This is a genomic window from Thalassospira sp. CH_XMU1448-2, from assembly GCF_037027285.1.
In the GTDB taxonomy this organism is placed as follows: Bacteria; Pseudomonadota; Alphaproteobacteria; order Rhodospirillales; family Thalassospiraceae; genus Thalassospira; species Thalassospira profundimaris_C.
The window spans coordinates 722731-739576 of the sequence record NZ_JAYMEA010000001.1 but is presented as its reverse complement, the minus strand read 5'-3'; the positions used below and the strand labels follow the sequence as shown (position 1 = coordinate 739576).

The window sequence follows — 16846 nt, the reverse complement described above, 5'->3', positions numbered from 1 at the left end:
GTCGAAGGTGAGGTCATTACGCTGGACCGGGCATAAGCCTAGCCCATGATCTGGCCCACCCCGATCAAACCAAGATCACGCAGGTAATAGTGCAAATCGGAACTGTTGCCTGCGATATATTCGGCACCGACGTCACGCAAACCATCACCATCACGCTCGGATCGATGGGCCCCACCAAGAAATCCAACCGCCCGCATACCTGCGGCCTTTGCGGCAATTACACCTGACGGGCTGTCTTCAATCACAAGGCAGCTTTCCGGTGACCACCGGCATGTCTCCGCTGCCAGCAGGAAAACATCCGGCGCAGGTTTTCCCCGTGCCACTTGCTCGGCCGAAAAAATCCGGTTTTGGAAAAATCCATCAAGCCCGGTCAGGCCAAGACACAGATCAAGCCGTCCGAGATCACTGCCCGAAGCAAGTGCAAAGGGCACAGAAAGATCTGCCAACAGATCTGGCATGCCCGCGACAACCTCAAGATCGGTCTCGAATATGCGGGCAAGTTCAGCTTCACAACGTTCCTGATAGGCAACCGGATCAATATTCACGCCAAAGCGTGCATTAAGCTCTGCCACCATCTCGCGATAGGCAACACCGCCAAAGCTGCGCGCAATTTCCGTCGCATTCAGGGTGATACCATATTCCGGCAACATCCGTTCATCGACCGCAAAAGACAGAATTTCACTGTCAATCAGGACACCGTCACAATCAAAAATGATATTGCCGATCATTGTGCCGGCTGCGCATTTCCTGCACCATTCAGATCAAGGGCCAGTAACCGTTTCTGAATGGTTTGCGAAAGCACCGGCCCCGCCCCGGCCTGAAGGGCACGCTGATAGGCCGCACGCGCCATCTCGGCCTTGCCCATGGCAAGGGCATTATCGGCAAAATGTGCAATATGCTCGGCCGTCGGCATCGCCTTGTTCACCCGGATAAACACCTCTTCGGCTTCCTGATAACGTCCCTGCCGATACAGGATCAGCCCATAAGTATCAAGTGCACCGGGATCATCGGGGGCCACTGACAATGCCTGTTTTGAAAGACGTTCTGCCTCGGTCAGGTTTTCACCGAGCACCGCATAATGATAGGCCAGCCAGTTCGCGGCCCCCATATTGCCCTGTCCGGCAGCATGATAAGCCTCGGCCGTCATGGTATCGTTATAGGACTGAATAACGCTTTCAATCGCGACCTGATCAAGACCATCCACCCAGGTCAGACCGACCCGGACCGCCTTGCAGCCTTGCGCATTGGCCTGACTGCACATGGCAACGGCCTCTTCCACCGCGCCCAGCACGGTTGCCTTGGGGCCCGCAGCATATTCCTTGCCATTGGCATCGCGCGCCATGGCCTTGAAATCAATCATCGCCCGATAGCGATCATCAAGCTTCTGTTCGGTCGGCGCGGCAAACATGTCCTGGGGTTCCCAGTTCGAACCGGTATCGCCACAGGCCGCGAGACCAAGCATCAGACCAACCCCCGTCAGGGCACGAATGGATGAAACACTAAACTGGCAACGCGTGAACAAGACAGTCATTCCCTATATTGCAGCAAGAAAGCCGGTCACCATCATACCCCAATTGCGTAATTACGGGGTTAACATCCTGATGACAGACGAAAAAGCCGCCGGGATCATCCGATCTCCGGCGGCTTTAACATATTGGCGTAAAACGCCATTTTCATAGCAACACACCCAAAGGCTTAGGCGCGGCGTTCTGCGATCATCTTTTTGATTTCGGTGATCGCAAGGGCCGGGTTCAGGCCTTTCGGGCAGGTGTTGGTGCAGTTCATGATCGTGTGGCAACGATACAGGCGGAACGGGTCTTCGAGTGCATCGAGACGTTCACCGGTATATTCGTCACGCGAATCAGCCAGCCAGCGATATGCCTGAAGCAGAACAGCCGGGCCGAGGTAACGGTCAGAGTTCCACCAATAAGACGGGCACGCGGTCGAGCAGGAGAAGCACAGAATGCATTCCCAAAGACCGTCAAGCTTGGCACGTTCTTCACGCGACTGCAGACGTTCACCATCCGGCGGGGTCGGGCTGTCGGCTTTAAGCCACGGCTCGATGGAAGCGAGCTGCGCATAAGGCTGCGACAGATCCGGCACCAGATCCTTGACCACCGGCATATGCGGCAGCGGATAGATCTTTACTTCGCCCTTGATGTCTTCGATCGGCTTGAGACACGCAAGCGTGTTACGGCCATCGATATTCATCGCGCACGAACCGCAAATGCCTTCACGGCACGAACGGCGGAAAGTCAGGGTCGCGTCGATCTCGTTTTTAATCTTGATCAGCGCGTCCAGAACCATCGGACCACATTTGTCGAGATCAATATCGTAGGTATCGGTACGCGGGTTATCGCCGCTATCCGGATCAAAACGATAGATCTTGAACGAACGGACATTCTTCGCGTCAGCCGGAGCAGAGAACGATTTGCCCTCTTTCACGACCGAATTGGCGGGAAGATTGAATTCTACCATCTCTCAAATCCTCTCTTGCCGCGCCTTAATAGACGCGCTCTTTCGGCTCGATATACGACACTTCATCGGTCAGGGTGAAGTTGTTGACCGGACGATAGGTCAGATCAACGCCATAACCCTTCTCGGTGTCGACAGTGGCGATCGTGTGCTTCATCCAGACTTCGTCATCGCGCTTCGGATAATCTTCGTGGGCATGTGCACCACGCGATTCATGACGCGCTTCTGCCGAATTCATGGTTGCTGCGGCACAGGTCATCAGGTTCTCAAGTTCGAGAGTCTCGACCAGGTCCGAGTTCCAGATGAGCGAACGATCCGAAACGCCGACGTCGGGAAGCGTCTTTGCGGTCTCAGAAAGTTTGCCAACGCCCTCTTTGAGGATTTCCGAGGTACGGAACACGCCGCAGTTGCCCTGCATGACGCGCTGCATTTCCAGACGGATATCCGCAGTCGGACGCGAACCTTTTGCCCAGCGCAGACGGTCGAAACGTGCAATCGCCTCGTCGCCATCGGTGGTTTTGAGTTCCTTGAACGGTGCCTTGGTATCGACCACTTCGGCGGCATGAAGACCACATGCACGGCCAAAGACAACAAGATCGAGCAGCGAGTTGGTGCCCAGACGGTTTGCACCATGGACCGACACGCAAGCTGCTTCACCAGCCGCCATCAGGCCCGGAACGATTGCGTTCGGGTTGTCAGCGGTCGGACGCAGAACTTCGCCCTTATAGTTGGTCGGAATACCGCCCATGTTGTAATGGACCGTCGGAAGAACCGGAATCGGTTCCTTGGTCGCATCAACACCGGCAAAGATTTTTGCGGTTTCGGTAATACCCGGCAGACGTTCCCACAGCACTTCCGAACCAAGATGTTCGAGATGCAGGTGGATATATTCGCCGTGCTCGCCAACACCACGACCGTCACGGATTTCCTGTGCCATACCACGCGACACGACGTCACGCGATGCAAGGTCCTTAACGGTCGGGGCATAACGTTCCATGAAACGTTCGCCTTCGGAGTTGGTCAGGTACCCACCTTCGCCACGTGCGCCTTCGGTGATCAGGCAGCCCGAACCGTAAATGCCGGTCGGGTGGAACTGAACGAATTCCATGTCCTGAAGACCAAGACCCGCACGGGCCACCATGCCATGACCGTCACCGGTACAGGTATGTGCCGAGGTGCAGCTAAAGAATGCACGGCCATAACCGCCAGATGCCAGAATGACCATCTTGGCATTGAAGCGGTGCAGCTCGCCGGAATCCAGATCCCAGGCAACCAGACCTTTGCACGAACCGTCTTCATCCATGATCAGATCAAGGGCGATATATTCGACAAAGAATTCTGCTTTGTGCTTCAGGCACTGCTGATACAGGGTATGCAGCATCGCGTGACCGGTACGGTCAGCAGCGGCACAGGCACGTTCAACCGGCGCCTTGCCGTGGTCGCGGGTGTGACCACCGAACGGGCGCTGATAGATTTTACCGTCTTCGGTACGCGAGAACGGCATGCCGTAATGTTCAAGTTCATGCACCGCCGGAACGGCGTTACGGCACATATATTCGATCGCGTCCTGGTCACCAAGCCAGTCGGAACCCTTGACGGTGTCATACATATGCCACTGCCAGTGATCCTCGGACATGTTGCCAAGCGATGCACCGATACCGCCCTGGGCAGCAACCGTGTGCGAACGGGTCGGGAAGACCTTGGTGATACATGCAGTTTTCAGGCCGGCTTCAACCGTACCGAGCGTCGCGCGAAGACCTGCGCCGCCTGCACCCATAACGACGACGTCGTAGTTATGGTCGATAATTTTATATGATTCAGTCATTGGCTCAGGCTCCGGCAAAAACGATACGCAGGACTGATACGATGGCTGCCACAGACAGGAAGGCTGCGACGGCTTTGATCAGCATCAGCGAAATCACTTCTGCTTTACGGTTATGCACATAATCTTCGATCACGACCTGCAGGCCATGCGTGAAATGCACAGCAACGCTGACGATCATCAGGATCATCATGGTCGAATGGAAGTACGAGCTCAACCAGGCGTGAACGGCATCATAATCGGCCGTGTGCCCTGCAAGAATCGAAAGAATGAACCAGATACCGAGCGGAAGGTTTGCAGCAGCGGTTACGCGCTGGGTCCACCAGTGCGAAGAGCCACTTTTAGCAGAACCGAGACCGCGAACACGGCCTAGATCGGATTGCATCTTCATGACAAGTTTGTCCCCTCTTGCCCGGCCTTAGGCCAGACCGATGATCCAGGTGATGATGGTCAGCACAACTGCCGCGCCAAGGACGATCGGGTTGCCTTTGGCAGCACCCTCATTCGTCAGGCCGCGACCAGTATCCCAGACAAGGTGACGGATACCGTTGCAAGCGTGGTAATAAAACGCCGCTGTCCAACCGAACAGCAGCAGCAGACCAAACCACGAGGTGAAAAATCCGTGATAGCCGTTGAAGGCTTCACGACCAGCGCCGGCACCAATCAGCCAGGACGCCAAAAATACGAAACCAATGGCAAGGCCGACACCCATCGCACGGAACGTGATGGACATCTTTGCCGTCATCGGAAGCCGGTACACCTGCAAGTGCGGAGACAGCGGCCGATTGGCTTTGCTCATAGCGGAATTGCCTCTTCTCAAAGTAGCTGGCGGGAAAGCAGGGTTTATTTACCCATGCAGCGGGTTTGAGTCAATCTGAACCCCTTTAAAATCCAAAGAATTCAGAACCAAAACGCCGTTTTGCCTCCGTTAAACTACGTAGGTTGACCTCTCAGACGCCGTAAACGCCCTGCGGGAAGGGCATGATGTATGACACAGGATCACGCATCAGACGTGTGTACGACGTAACGTGGATTTAGCAATCGCACAATTAGACCTTCTTACGCAAGGAAACTGCCCCTGGATCGGGTCTATTTTATTGCAAACACATATGGATGCACGAACGCCCGATCAAGATCAGCACGCCCGACGCAGCGAAATTAGCCCCGACATCACAAACGAACGGTTAAGCAAGCGCGCATGCCAGGATCGCGCAACGCCCCGATCAACGCGGCATCAGAACCGTATAGTCGAAATCAAGCAGCACATCAGGATGATATTTCCCGTCCCCGGTACGCAGCGGAAAATCGCTTGCTTGCCGGTCACGCACCGCCACAAGACGCAGACGCAACGCACCAAGATCGCGACGCCCGGGCAGTTCGAATTTCCCCAGCACTTCGGACCAGGCAAAGACCGTATTCCCGGCAAAGGCCGGATTGGCATGCGTCCCGGCATTGATCGCGGCAATCCTGAAGGCATTGCCAAGCCCGTTAAATGAAAGCGCGCGCGCCAGCGAAATGATATGGCCGCCATAAATCAGGCGCTTACCAAACCGGCCGTCATTTGCTGCGATCTGATCGAAATGGACCTTGGCGGTATTTTGATAGAGTCGCGTGGCAATCTGATGCTCGGATTCTTCAAGCGTCATACCATCGACATGGTCGATTTTTTCACCGACATAATAGTCATCCCAACGATGCGGTGACCCGGCCAGCCGGGTTTCATAGGATGTCATATCCAGACCAACCGGAATCTGGAATGCCTCGGGGGCGACCACACCGGGCAGTTCGGGCAAAACGGCTTGCGGTGCCGGGGCTGCTTCATCGCGTTTGCGCACCATGACCCAGCGATTGTAATCCAGAACCATCTCGCCGCGCTGATTGCGCCCGACCGAATTGACATAGACAACACCGGTCTTGCCGTTGGAATTTTCCTTCAATCCCGTCACGGTCGAAACCGACGTGACCGTATCGCCCGGATAAACCGGTACGCCAAATACCCCCCCGGCATAGCCAAGATTGGCCACCGCATTGAGCGACACATCAGGCACGGTTTTGCCAAACACCATGTGAAAGGCCAGAAGGTCATCAACCGGGGCTGACCGGAACCCGATGGCGCGCGCAAATTCATCAGACGACTGCACTGCAAAACGCGGCCCGTAAAGCCCGGTATAAAGCGCGACATCACCGCTTGTGATCGTGCGCGGGGTCGCGTGGCGGATTTCCTGTCCGATCTGGAAATCCTCAAAGTAATTTCCCGGATTGGTCTTTGACATTCCTGGGCCTCCCTGAAAGGCGAAAGTTCCTTGAAGTTCCGGTTCGCGCCGCCTTGCTGGTCTTTGTCGACCTGTTTTCTTTATCGGGCGCGAACCCCGGATATCCTGCGCTTAGGCAGCGTCCATTTCTGCAATCAGATCGGCCATCGCCACCAGCTTCTTGGCCGATACCACATGCAGGTTTTCAATCAGCTTGCCATCCACCACGACAACGCCCTTGCCTTCGGCAGCCGCTTCTTCATGGGCAGCAATGATTTTGCGGGCCCAGGCGATTTCGCTTTCGGCCGGGGCAAAGGCCGCATTGGCTGATGCAATGGTTTTGGGATGGATCAGGGTTTTGCCATCAAAGCCAAGCTCGCGCCCCTGTCTGCAGGATGCGTCAAACCCGTCATCATCGGACAGATCAAGATGCACACCATCAAGGATCGCCAACCCATAAGCCCGTGCCGCCAGCAGGCAAAGACCAAGGCTTGTGATCATCGGCAAACGGTCTGGCGTATGCGCACAGTTCAAATCCTTGGCCAGATCGGATGTCCCCATCACAAACCCGCCCAGACGCGGATGCGCACCGGCAATTTCCTTGGCATTGAGCATCGCAAGCGGCGTTTCCATCATGCACCAGATGGTCATGCCTTCATACGCACCTTCGGCCTCCATGATATTGGCGACCTGACGGACGGTATCGGCACTTTCGACCTTGGGAAGCAGGATGGCATCGGCGGCGGTTTTTGATGCCGCCACAATATCGGCATAACCCCACGGGGTGTTCAGGCCATTGGTTCTGATCTGGATTTCACGTTTGCCATAGCCGCCTTCGGCAAGGGCAGCGACAATCTGATCGCGCGCCACATCCTTGGCATCAGGCGCAACCGCATCCTCAAGATCAAGAATAAGACCATCCGCCGGAAGGCTCCTGCCCTTTTCAAGGGCACGGGCATTCGATCCCGGCATATAAAGAACAGAGCGGCGCGGACGTGGGGCAGCAGCCATCAGGTTTCTCCCGTTTGATAATATTCGTTCAATATTTCAGTTTAATTTTTACGAAAATTACCCAAACTTGTTTTGCACTGCAAGTCACTTTTTGCACTGCATCATGACAAAATCCCGGCCTGCCCTCAGAACAGCAGACCGACATTAAGCCCGCTACCGCCATGCGAGGCATCCTGATCAATCGTCACAACCGCACTGCGCCCGGCCACCAGCTTTACGCCTTCGGGTATGTGATCAAGGGCAACACGCACTGGCACACGCTGGGCCAGACGGACCCAGCTAAAGGTCGGCTTGACCTGTGCCAGTCCGGCGGAACTTCCTGAGCGTTCACTGTCCTGAATACCGCTGGCGATGCTGACAACATGGCCGGCAATCAGGCGGTCCTCGCCCATCAGACTGACTTTTACACGATCCCCGATGGCAATGCGCGGCAGCTTGTTTTCTTCGAAATAACCCGCAACATAGAACGAGCTGCTATCGACAAGGGCGGCAATCGCGGTCCCGGCACCAACATAGTTACCCGGACGCAACGAAAAGTTGGTCACGATCCCGTTGACCGGGGCAACAACACTTGTCCGCGACAGGTTAAGCTGCGCCAGATCAAGATCCGCCTTGGCCAGATCAAGATCGGCCTGCGCGGTTGCAAGGCTGGTTTTGACCTGTTCCTTTTTCTGGATCGAGACAACATCACTATCAAGGCCACTATAACGTTTGACTTCACGGGCAGCCTGATCGCGCGCAGCCTTGGCACTTTCGAGTTTGGCGCGCGCCTGATCGACCGCGACCTGATAGCGGGCTGCATCTATGGTAAACAGAATGTCGCCTGCCTTGACTTGCTGGTTATCTGATACCTTCACCTCGGCGACCAGACCTGCAATATCAGGCGCGATCGAAACAACATCCGCACTGACACGCCCGTCACGGGTCCAGGGTTCGTTCATATAGTAATCATAAAGATGCACACCGCCTGCGACGGCCGCAACAACCAGGACAAGCGTGAAACCGGCACGCAGGGTTTTGGTTATGATGGTTTTCATATCGTCACCTATTGAATGAAAAGCGCCGAAAGTCCGGTCAGGATCAGCACATAAAGCGCAAGGTCGGTAAGCGCAGGATGAACGGTTATCTTATAAAAACCGATCCGCGTCAGACCGATACGGGCCACGGAAAGACAGGCCCATGCTGCCAGTGCCAGACCCAGCAATGCCGGGACAAACAGGCCATAGATATTAAGGGTCGGAGTGATCATGCGATTTCTCCCATTCTTGGGGACAGGGACGTGGTCGAAGCCACCTGCCCTGCCATGCGATCAAGCTTTGGTGCGTCCGTTTTCGAAAGCGTCCGGCGCAGCGCGACAAGCGGGATCAACAGTTTCTGACGTTGGGTTGCATCGACCATGTCACTGGCCAGACGCAGAATGTTATCGACCTCGGACAAAATCCTGGGGTCCGGGGCGCGGTCGAAATCATCAAACCGGGCTTCGAAATGCCGCGCGATATTGCGCAACAGAACGTCAAGCCGCGCCCTGATCATCGGAGCAACAAACAGCCGGATACGACGCAGATCATAAAGACTTGCCGCAATCGAGACTTCCGGCATCACCCGGATCAGGGTTTCACGCTGGCTTGCCGCCATCGCAAGACGCGGCAGGATCAATCCCTGACGATCCAGAAGACGGCGGATCATCACCATACGGGCAATATTCAACGTCCCGCGGGCAATCCCGGCAATATCGCGCCAGTTGGCATGGACCAGACCACGGATAAAGCTATCCACTGGCACCACGCGTACAAAGGCTGTGACAATTGCCGCAACCCCGAAGCCTGCCAGCGACGCAATCCCACCGCCCAGCAGTAATGAAACATCACTGCTATAGGCCGTATCGACATTCAGTATCATCACCACATTGACCAGCATCGCCAGACCAAAACCATAGGTCTGCGGCGTTGCCATCAGCACACCAAGCAAGATGAAGTAAGGTGCAAATGCCATCACCAGCAACGCAAAGCCGTCAATACCGGGCAGGATGACAAGGCTATAGACCAGCACCACTGCCACCGCCAAAGCGGTATAGCGAATGAAGCCCTTAAGGGCCGGCACCGGGTTATCAAGAAACGACATGATGCTGGAACCAACAGCGGCCATCATGGCGGCCGTCGCCCCGCTTGGCCAACCCGACAGAATCCAGAAACCACAGACAATCAATGTTGCAATAACCGCCGTCAGGCCACTGCGAAAGGCAGCGTCATAATCCCGGTGCAATGCCCCGGCGCGCGCACTTTCCTGCCAGCGATCCAGAACATCTGCCGGAACATCACCGGCGCGAATACCATCCCAAAGGGTACGGCAATCATCATGAAAATCGATCAGACGATGCAGCCGGTTGGCAAGATTGATCTGAAGCAGCCCGGCCCAGTCCCGCGATCCCGCAACCCGTTCGGCAAAGGCATCAATTTCGCGATGAAGCTGCCAGATACGGGCACGATCATGACTCGGGGCGGCAATATGGGCCGAAATACCCGCAAGGATGCCTTTGACATCGTCGGGCAGATCGCCCTGTTCGGTCTTGAGCGCCACCAGCCGGTCATGAATGGCATATAAAACCGGTAACAATGCCGCGACCACACTTTGCAGCGCCTGCAACTGGCGGGTCCGTCCTGAAAAACCGGATTTCTCATAGCCAAGATGCAGTGCCAGGCCATGCAACTCGCCAAGGTCAGCCGCAATGCGTGCGCGGTCATTTTGCAATGCCTCTGCATCGGTTTGGGGATCAAAGCTCTGATCGGCAAGCTTGGCGATATCGCCCATCCAGCCATCAATACGCGCGGCAATCACCGGCCCGATATGACGGGGGAAAACGGTGTGGCTGACCACGGTGGCACAGACGATACCAAGGCTGATTTCCTGAAAACGGGCAATCGCGGTTGCAAACACCGCTGTCGGATCGCCAACACATGGAAAGCCGACAATGGCCGCCGTGTACCCTGCCAGCATGAAAACATAGCTGCGCGGTGTACGATCCAGACGCGACAGGAACAAACATCCCCCGACCCAGATCGCCAGAACCAGTGACAACAGGATCGGCGCACTGACAAGATTGGGAACAAAGGCCACGGCCGCAACCGCACCAAGAACGGTGCCCAGCACGCGGCAGATCGCCTTGGAGGCAAGAACACCTGACAGTGGATGGGCAACAATATAAACCGTCGCCATCGCCCAGACCGGACGGTCAAAATCAAAGGCAAGTGCGATATAAAGGGCCAGGATCGATGCAGCAAAGGTCTTGACCGAAAACAGCCAGTCCGATGCCTTGGGCCGCAGTGAAAGGATCGTGCCTAACATGCGTCACCCTCCCTGCGGCACCTTTTCGCGCAGTGCCAGCTGATCAAGCAGCGCACGCATGACATCAAGTGTGATGCCCAGATTTTCCGATGGAATATTGGCCGTCAACTCCCCGCGCAGTTCGCCCAGCAATTTTTCAATCTCGGCGGCTTTCTGCTTTCCATCCTCGGTCAGGGCCACCATTTTCGCCCGGCGATCGGTCGGATCACAAACACGCGAAATCAGACCATCACGTTCAAGCTGATCAATCACCCGGACAAGTGACGGACCTTCGACACCGATTTCCTCGGCAATGATGCCCTGGCGCACCGCACCGCGGCTGCGATGCAGAACAATCAGCGGCATGACCATCGTTTGTGAAAGGCCATGGGCAACAAGCGTGCGGTTGACTTCGCGCTGCCAGCAACGGGCCACACGCATCAGCGCACTGCCAAGGGTCAGATAAGGGGTTTCAAGGTCAATGTTTTCCATGACCCGGATGATAACAGAAAATTAGATAGGATTCTAACTATTATCATTCTATCAGTTATGCGGCACAGTCATGGCTTGCCCCGTGCAGCAGGCACAACACATTTAACCATCTGAATTAAAATGATTTAATTCCTGGGATTGCCGAAAATGCCGGTCATGAGAAGCCCCGTAACATTGGGCACTTCGTTCAGGGCCCGCCCGTTTGACAGGAACACCACGACCGTATCCTGATCGGGGAACCATGAAAATTCGGCGGAATAACCAAAATAAATCCCGTCATGGCCCCAGACCGGGCCCCAGTCGCTTGAACCGATCATCAACCCATAGCCATAAGACCCGCTTCCGGCAAAGGCCGTATCGGTCGTGGCACGTTTAAGGGCATTTGGCCCCAGCAAGACCCCGTCGACAAACAGGGCACGGGCAAATTTCACCATATCCCCGGCGGTCGAAATCACCCCGCCATCAGCAAGCTGATCACCAACATCATAATCGGTCACATCTTCAAGTTTGCCATCACCATTGGCATCATCAAAGCCATGCGCCAGAAGATCCGGGCGCGGAAACCGGCCAAAGGATGTATTGGCCATTTCGGCGGGCTCAAAGATGCGGCGGTTAAACACGCGCTCGATATGGTCCCCCTCGACCGCCTCGATCATCACCCCCAGCAAAATGAAATTGCTGTTTGACGGCGCATAGCTTTTTCCCGGTTCAAAATACGCATCCCGATCCGCCATCAGGGCCAGAACATCCTTGTTGCGCCACCCGTGTTGGGGATCGCGCCCGACCAGCTGGAAAAAGAACTCGCCATCCAGATAATCGGGAATGCCCGAACTGTTGCGCAAAAGATCGCGAATGGTTGCCCTGTCCGCATTGGCAATCCGGCCCTGATATTCCTTGGGCAACCATTTGCCGATGGTATCGGCCAGATCAATGCGCTTTTCCGATGCCAGCTGCAGGGTCACAACCGCCGTCATCATCTTGGTCAGCGAGCCGATATAAAACTGCCGATCCACGGTCATGCCGATATCGGGCGCCACGGTCGCATAACCACTTGCCGCATAGCGCACCTGTCCGGTGCCATAGCCGATACCAATCACCCCGCCGGGCAAACCGGCATGTTCAAGATATTGATGCAGGAAAATTTCAAGCGTATCAGCCGGATTCTTGCCGCGATCCTGCGCTTCTTGCGCATCGGCAAATACAGGAACCCCGATCATCAGGACCATTGCGGCAAACCCGGCAATCGCGCCTTGCGCGCGCGCAAATGCCCGACCCATATGCCCGGCCCCCTTGATCCCTCTCATTTGCCCTATCGCTCTAAGCATCCCGATCCATCTTTGCAATCCATGCCACAAGGGCGGCTTTCAAATCCCCGGTTTGCACCGAAATACTGTCTTCGCATGCGCCTTCTTCTGGCCCGTCATGGCTTGCGGCGATCTCGCAACAGGTTTTACCCACAGTGAGGATATGGGCATTCATCACCATTTCCCAACCACTTGACGCGCCCGACATCACGTCTTCGACCTCGCCAAGCACCCGCCTTGCCCATTGCGGCGCATTCTGGATATCAAGCACGATCAATGCGGCAATCCGGTCATGACCGGCATCACCGGCCTTGCGCCCCGGCCAGTCGGGCACCATTGGCATCGGCAAACGGTCGTTTTGTGTGCTCATCCTTTGATCCCCTGTCGCCCCTACCGCAACGGAAAGGCCGTGTTGATCCGGCCATCGCGCAGCAACCCGATGGCAATCGTGAATGTCTGGTCGGGATCATCCCCGACACAGAACATCTCATACGCCCCGTTTGTGTCCGGGCGGTTCGGGCCACATTGCCACCAGCCGGGCGATCCGGCCGGACAATCCATACGATTGGCATGGGCATGCAGGATCGATGTCACGATCTGATCGTGCGAACAGCTATCGGGAAAGATGCTGGAAAATTTGACCGGCTCACGGCCGGACGGACTGGCAAAACGGACCATCCCGGCATAGATGCCATTGTCATTGGCAGGCTGGGTGATCTCCACCCCGGCAATCGAGGGGGGATTGATCCCGTTTGGCCGCGCATGAAACCCCGACGCCTTGCCGTTTGATTTCACTTCACCGCAAAACACATGATCAAGATTGATCGCCGGGTCCGTCTTGCTCCAGTGCGGATTGCTCGGGCAAAGCTGCCCTGCCCCGGCACCATCTTGCAAGATGACCAGAAACAGCATGGCCATCATCAAACCCGTGATCTGGCGACCTGAAATCAGCATGGTAACAGCCCCTCGCCCGGTTAAATGCCTTTTCAAAGCTGCGAGAATTCAAGCCCGATCCGCAGCGCAAGCACACTGGCGGGCTCAAAGCGCATCGGCACCCCGCCAAGCTTGCCCCCGTGCCATTGCGCCTTGGTCAGAACAAACGCGCCCAGCGGCAAGGGATGGCTGCCCCGGAAATTCACCAGTGCACGGATTTCCTTGGGCTTCCTGATTGCCTCATCGCGCCACAGGCAATGATAGGCAAAAAGCGGCGTTCCCGACCGGCGATCAAGGAACACAAATGGCACCTCGTAATGGCCCCAGCGCGCGTAATAAAGGCTTTCCATTCCGACACTGGATGTCAAAAACTGGGTCTGGATTGCGGTTTCGGCCAGCCGGGTGATGGTTGCACTATCGGATGCCCGTCCGCCAATCAGGCCACTGCGCAATCCCGGATGGATCAGATGGACCTTGAACGCCACCGCACGCTGGAACGGTTTGGCATCCTGATCCACCCGTTCAAGGCGCCGGACCAGCCAGGCACTTTCAAGATATTCAAGGTAGCGGCGCAGCGTGTTTTTCGCGATATCAAGCTCACGCGCCAATGTCTCGATCGAAAATTCCGACCCGGTATTATAAGCCAAAAGCGCAAAAAGCCGATGCAGGTCCGACGGACTTGAAATGCCATGCAGCCCGGGCAAATCGGAATGAAGTGATCGGTGAATGGCCCCGGCTTCGCCATTGGCATCGTGGAAGCCGCCTTCATTGATGTAATCTTCAAACAGGTCATTAAGCGCGACAAGCCCGTCTGGCACATCGGCAGTATAGCGCCCGACATTGGGCGTTTCGGGCAAAACATCGCTGGGCGCAATGCCCTTTTGTTCAAGATATTCGGCAAAACTGAAGGGCGGCAAAAACAGGCTTTGAATATGTCCGGCACTGCCTGCACCGGGCGCCAGCGCACTGACCGCAACAACGCGCAACATCGGATCAGCGACAATAAGGCGTGCAAGGCGATCTTCCCAATCGCGCTGATAGGACACCTCGTCAATAAACAGCCATAATGGATGATCGGCTGAAATCCCGCGCATGGAACGCAAAAGCTTTGGCAGACGCGGCAGATCAATTTCAAGAAACAGCGGATGCTCAAGCGAGATATAGCAAACATGACGGCGCGGGGTGTCCGCATTCAAAAGGGCCGCCACAGCCTGACGCATCATCACGGTTTTTCCAACCCCGCGCGGGCCGGTCAGAACCACGGCCTTTTGCCCGTCATGCTTTTCAAGCGCCGACCAGAACCGCTTGAAAAAGGCGCGCTGCGGAAGCCCCTGCACCAGATCATCGGTCACACCATCCCACCACGGATTATCCAGCACCAGTCTGTGCAGAAAATCCTGTTCCCCCGGATGCTCGATCATGGTCGCCATGTGCAATTCCCCAAAAGCCACGCCCGAATATATGGGCATTTTTTCCGACTTTGCCGGGAAAACCTTTAAATTAGGTATAGCGATAAACGCTATTTGGGGAGTTTTCCGCAACGAACTGCAAATAAAAGAAAAACCGGACCACCAATGTGATCCGGTTTTCTGTTTGACGGCGATTTCATACCGTTAGGGTCGAAACCCTGACGCGAGGGGGGATTGGGGAAAGCTGAAACCGCCGTCAATCTTTTGAACCTTCAGAACAAGGGATCAGGCCCTTGGTACGTCGGGTTTATCTGCATCATCATCGTCCTTTTTGGCCGCTTCCGATGCATCATCCTTTTTCATCTTTGCCAGTTCAGAGGCGACGTCATAATCGCCAGAGGCCACAAACCCCTCCATCGAACCGGTGCGACGTTCCAGATCGTCAAACTGCGCGCGAAGTTCTTCCATCCAGCTTTCTTCGTAATCAACACCCACAGTCGGATTGTCATTTACGTCCTCGCCTTTGGTCGCACGGGCTTGTGCCTGATAACGGCGCGATGACCCGCGCAACTTGCCGCGCAATCCATCAAACCATTCCGGATGATGCACATAGGCCCACGCAAGACCAAACAACAGCAAACCAACCGGGAAACTGAAAATCAGGATCAGAATAAACGCAGCCAGAACACCCTTGCGCGGAATACCAAATGCTTCGGAAATTCCCCGTGTGGTACGGCCGATCACGCCATGACACTTTTTGCCTTCGTGACTGTGGTTTGCGAACCGGCATCCACCATGCGAGCGCTTCTTGTGACCGCGCTCAAATCCGTTTCCGGCAGCAGCTTGCTGGGCAGTCATATCCTGTTCCTCCATTCGGCAACCTCGGCATCTAACAGGCGTTCAAGTGTTTCGACACGGGATTCAAGCTTCTCTGCCCGTTTTTTGAGCCCCGCTACCATTTCCTGTTCACGGGCAATCTGTTCCGGGCTTTGTGCGCGCTGCTCTGCCTTCATCCGCTTCCAGACCGTGATGTAATGAAACACCACCCAGACCGGGCCAACAACGGCAACGAATACAATCAAGGGTACGGCAATCGCCCACATATCTGACAGCTTTTTCCTGGTGCTGGCTTATGCGCCGAAACACATAAACCGATGATTATTTATCTTTCTTCACACGTGCCTTGAGTTCCTTGAGATCATCCTCGATCCCGAGCTCGGCCTCAAGGTCTTCGAACTGTTCTTCAAGGCTCTGCCCGCGACCAAGGTCCCAGGAGTCTGCACTTGCTTCAAGCTCGTCAATCCGGCGTTCCATCTGCTCATAGCGCAGCAGGGCCTCGTCGATCTGACCGGAATGAAGCTTCTCTTTCATTTTTACACGCTTTTCGGCCGTCTGCATGCGGATTTCGACCGTACGCTGCTTGCCCTTGGCTTCATTCAGCTTGTTCTGCAGCTTGTTGAGATCCTCGTCAAATTTGCCAAGGGTCTCTTCAATCACTTCAAGCTCGCGCTCAAGAACAAGGCTCTGATCGGCCAGACGACGGCGCGCCATCAGCGCCCCCTTGGCAAGATCATCACGACCCTTGGACACCGCAAACTCTGCCTTGGTGTCCCATTCAACCTGACCGTCATGAAGCTTCTTGAGCTTGCGCTCGACTTCTTTCTTGTCAGCAATCGCCTTGACCGCAGCCGAACGAACTTCGACTAGGGTATCTTCCATTTCCTGAATCATCAGGCGCACCATTTTCTCCGGATCTTCGGCACGATCCAGAAGCGCGTTGATGTTGGCATTTACGATATCGGACAAACGCGAAAACACGCCCATTGT

General features: G+C 55.5%; 19 protein-coding genes. All 19 read right to left on the bottom strand.

Annotation, left to right across the window (positions count from 1 at the left end; genetic code table 11):
• Nucleotides 1-38: 38 nt before the first annotated feature.
• Nucleotides 39-728 carry an HAD family hydrolase gene (locus WA318_RS03440; RefSeq protein WP_336079997.1) on the bottom strand — a complete coding sequence of 230 codons (690 nt, stop codon included), beginning with the start codon at nucleotides 726-728 and terminating at the stop codon, nucleotides 39-41.
• Complete coding sequence (locus WA318_RS03435; protein WP_336079996.1) at nucleotides 725-1531, bottom strand: tetratricopeptide repeat protein; 807 nt, start codon at nucleotides 1529-1531, stop codon at nucleotides 725-727. Before WA318_RS03435 ends, WA318_RS03440 begins: the two co-directional genes overlap by 4 nt.
• 164 nt (nucleotides 1532-1695) lie before the next feature.
• Nucleotides 1696-2478, bottom strand: a complete 783-nt coding sequence (locus WA318_RS03430) for a succinate dehydrogenase iron-sulfur subunit (protein ID WP_114096665.1) — start codon at nucleotides 2476-2478, stop codon at nucleotides 1696-1698.
• A gap of 25 nt (nucleotides 2479-2503) precedes the next feature.
• On the bottom strand, nucleotides 2504-4300 hold the full coding sequence (gene sdhA, locus WA318_RS03425) for a succinate dehydrogenase flavoprotein subunit (protein ID WP_114096664.1): 1797 nt from the start codon (nucleotides 4298-4300) through the stop codon (nucleotides 2504-2506).
• Between the two features lie 4 nt (nucleotides 4301-4304).
• Nucleotides 4305-4688: a succinate dehydrogenase, hydrophobic membrane anchor protein gene (sdhD, locus tag WA318_RS03420; RefSeq protein WP_114096663.1), complete on the bottom strand. Its 384-nt coding sequence runs from the start codon at nucleotides 4686-4688 to the stop codon at nucleotides 4305-4307.
• Nucleotides 4689-4715: 27 nt separating this feature from the next.
• A complete protein-coding gene (gene sdhC / locus WA318_RS03415; RefSeq protein WP_114096662.1) occupies nucleotides 4716-5096 on the bottom strand; it encodes a succinate dehydrogenase, cytochrome b556 subunit in 381 nt (126 codons plus the stop codon).
• A gap of 424 nt (nucleotides 5097-5520) precedes the next feature.
• Nucleotides 5521-6570 (bottom strand): MaoC family dehydratase, encoded by a 1050-nt coding sequence (locus WA318_RS03410; protein WP_114096661.1) that lies wholly within the window; start codon nucleotides 6568-6570, stop codon nucleotides 5521-5523.
• A gap of 111 nt (nucleotides 6571-6681) precedes the next feature.
• Nucleotides 6682-7560, bottom strand: coding sequence for an HpcH/HpaI aldolase/citrate lyase family protein (locus tag WA318_RS03405; RefSeq protein ID WP_336079995.1), 879 nt, complete (start codon nucleotides 7558-7560; stop codon nucleotides 6682-6684).
• A 125-nt stretch (nucleotides 7561-7685) separates the two neighbouring features.
• On the bottom strand, nucleotides 7686-8597 hold the full coding sequence (locus WA318_RS03400) for an HlyD family secretion protein (protein WP_336079994.1): 912 nt from the start codon (nucleotides 8595-8597) through the stop codon (nucleotides 7686-7688).
• An 8-nt stretch (nucleotides 8598-8605) separates the two neighbouring features.
• A complete protein-coding gene (locus WA318_RS03395; protein ID WP_336079993.1) occupies nucleotides 8606-8809 on the bottom strand; it encodes a DUF1656 domain-containing protein in 204 nt (67 codons plus the stop codon).
• Nucleotides 8806-10902: an FUSC family protein gene (locus WA318_RS03390; protein ID WP_336079992.1), complete on the bottom strand. Its 2097-nt coding sequence runs from the start codon at nucleotides 10900-10902 to the stop codon at nucleotides 8806-8808. Before WA318_RS03390 ends, WA318_RS03395 begins: the two co-directional genes overlap by 4 nt.
• A gap of 3 nt (nucleotides 10903-10905) precedes the next feature.
• Nucleotides 10906-11373, bottom strand: a complete 468-nt coding sequence (locus WA318_RS03385; protein ID WP_336079991.1) for a MarR family winged helix-turn-helix transcriptional regulator — start codon at nucleotides 11371-11373, stop codon at nucleotides 10906-10908.
• Between the two features lie 125 nt (nucleotides 11374-11498).
• Complete coding sequence (locus WA318_RS03380; protein WP_336079990.1) at nucleotides 11499-12677, bottom strand: serine hydrolase domain-containing protein; 1179 nt, start codon at nucleotides 12675-12677, stop codon at nucleotides 11499-11501.
• A 13-nt stretch (nucleotides 12678-12690) separates the two neighbouring features.
• Nucleotides 12691-13047, bottom strand: a complete 357-nt coding sequence (locus tag WA318_RS03375; protein ID WP_336079989.1) for a hypothetical protein — start codon at nucleotides 13045-13047, stop codon at nucleotides 12691-12693.
• 20 nt (nucleotides 13048-13067) lie between these two features.
• The gene (locus WA318_RS03370; protein ID WP_336079988.1) at nucleotides 13068-13631 is read right to left on the bottom strand and encodes an EndoU domain-containing protein; all 564 of its coding nucleotides are present in this window, start codon (nucleotides 13629-13631) and stop codon (nucleotides 13068-13070) included.
• 32 nt (nucleotides 13632-13663) lie between these two features.
• Complete coding sequence (locus WA318_RS03365) at nucleotides 13664-15040, bottom strand: ATP-binding protein (protein WP_336079987.1); 1377 nt, start codon at nucleotides 15038-15040, stop codon at nucleotides 13664-13666.
• Between the two features lie 264 nt (nucleotides 15041-15304).
• A complete protein-coding gene (locus WA318_RS03360) occupies nucleotides 15305-15877 on the bottom strand; it encodes a hypothetical protein (RefSeq protein WP_258548590.1) in 573 nt (190 codons plus the stop codon).
• Nucleotides 15874-16122, bottom strand: coding sequence for an envelope stress response membrane protein PspB (pspB, locus tag WA318_RS03355; RefSeq protein WP_336079986.1), 249 nt, complete (start codon nucleotides 16120-16122; stop codon nucleotides 15874-15876). Before pspB ends, WA318_RS03360 begins: the two co-directional genes overlap by 4 nt.
• Before the next feature lie 55 nt (nucleotides 16123-16177).
• Nucleotides 16178-16843 (bottom strand): phage shock protein PspA, encoded by a 666-nt coding sequence (pspA, locus tag WA318_RS03350; protein WP_114096650.1) that lies wholly within the window; start codon nucleotides 16841-16843, stop codon nucleotides 16178-16180.
• Between the last annotated feature and the right edge of the window lie 3 nt (nucleotides 16844-16846).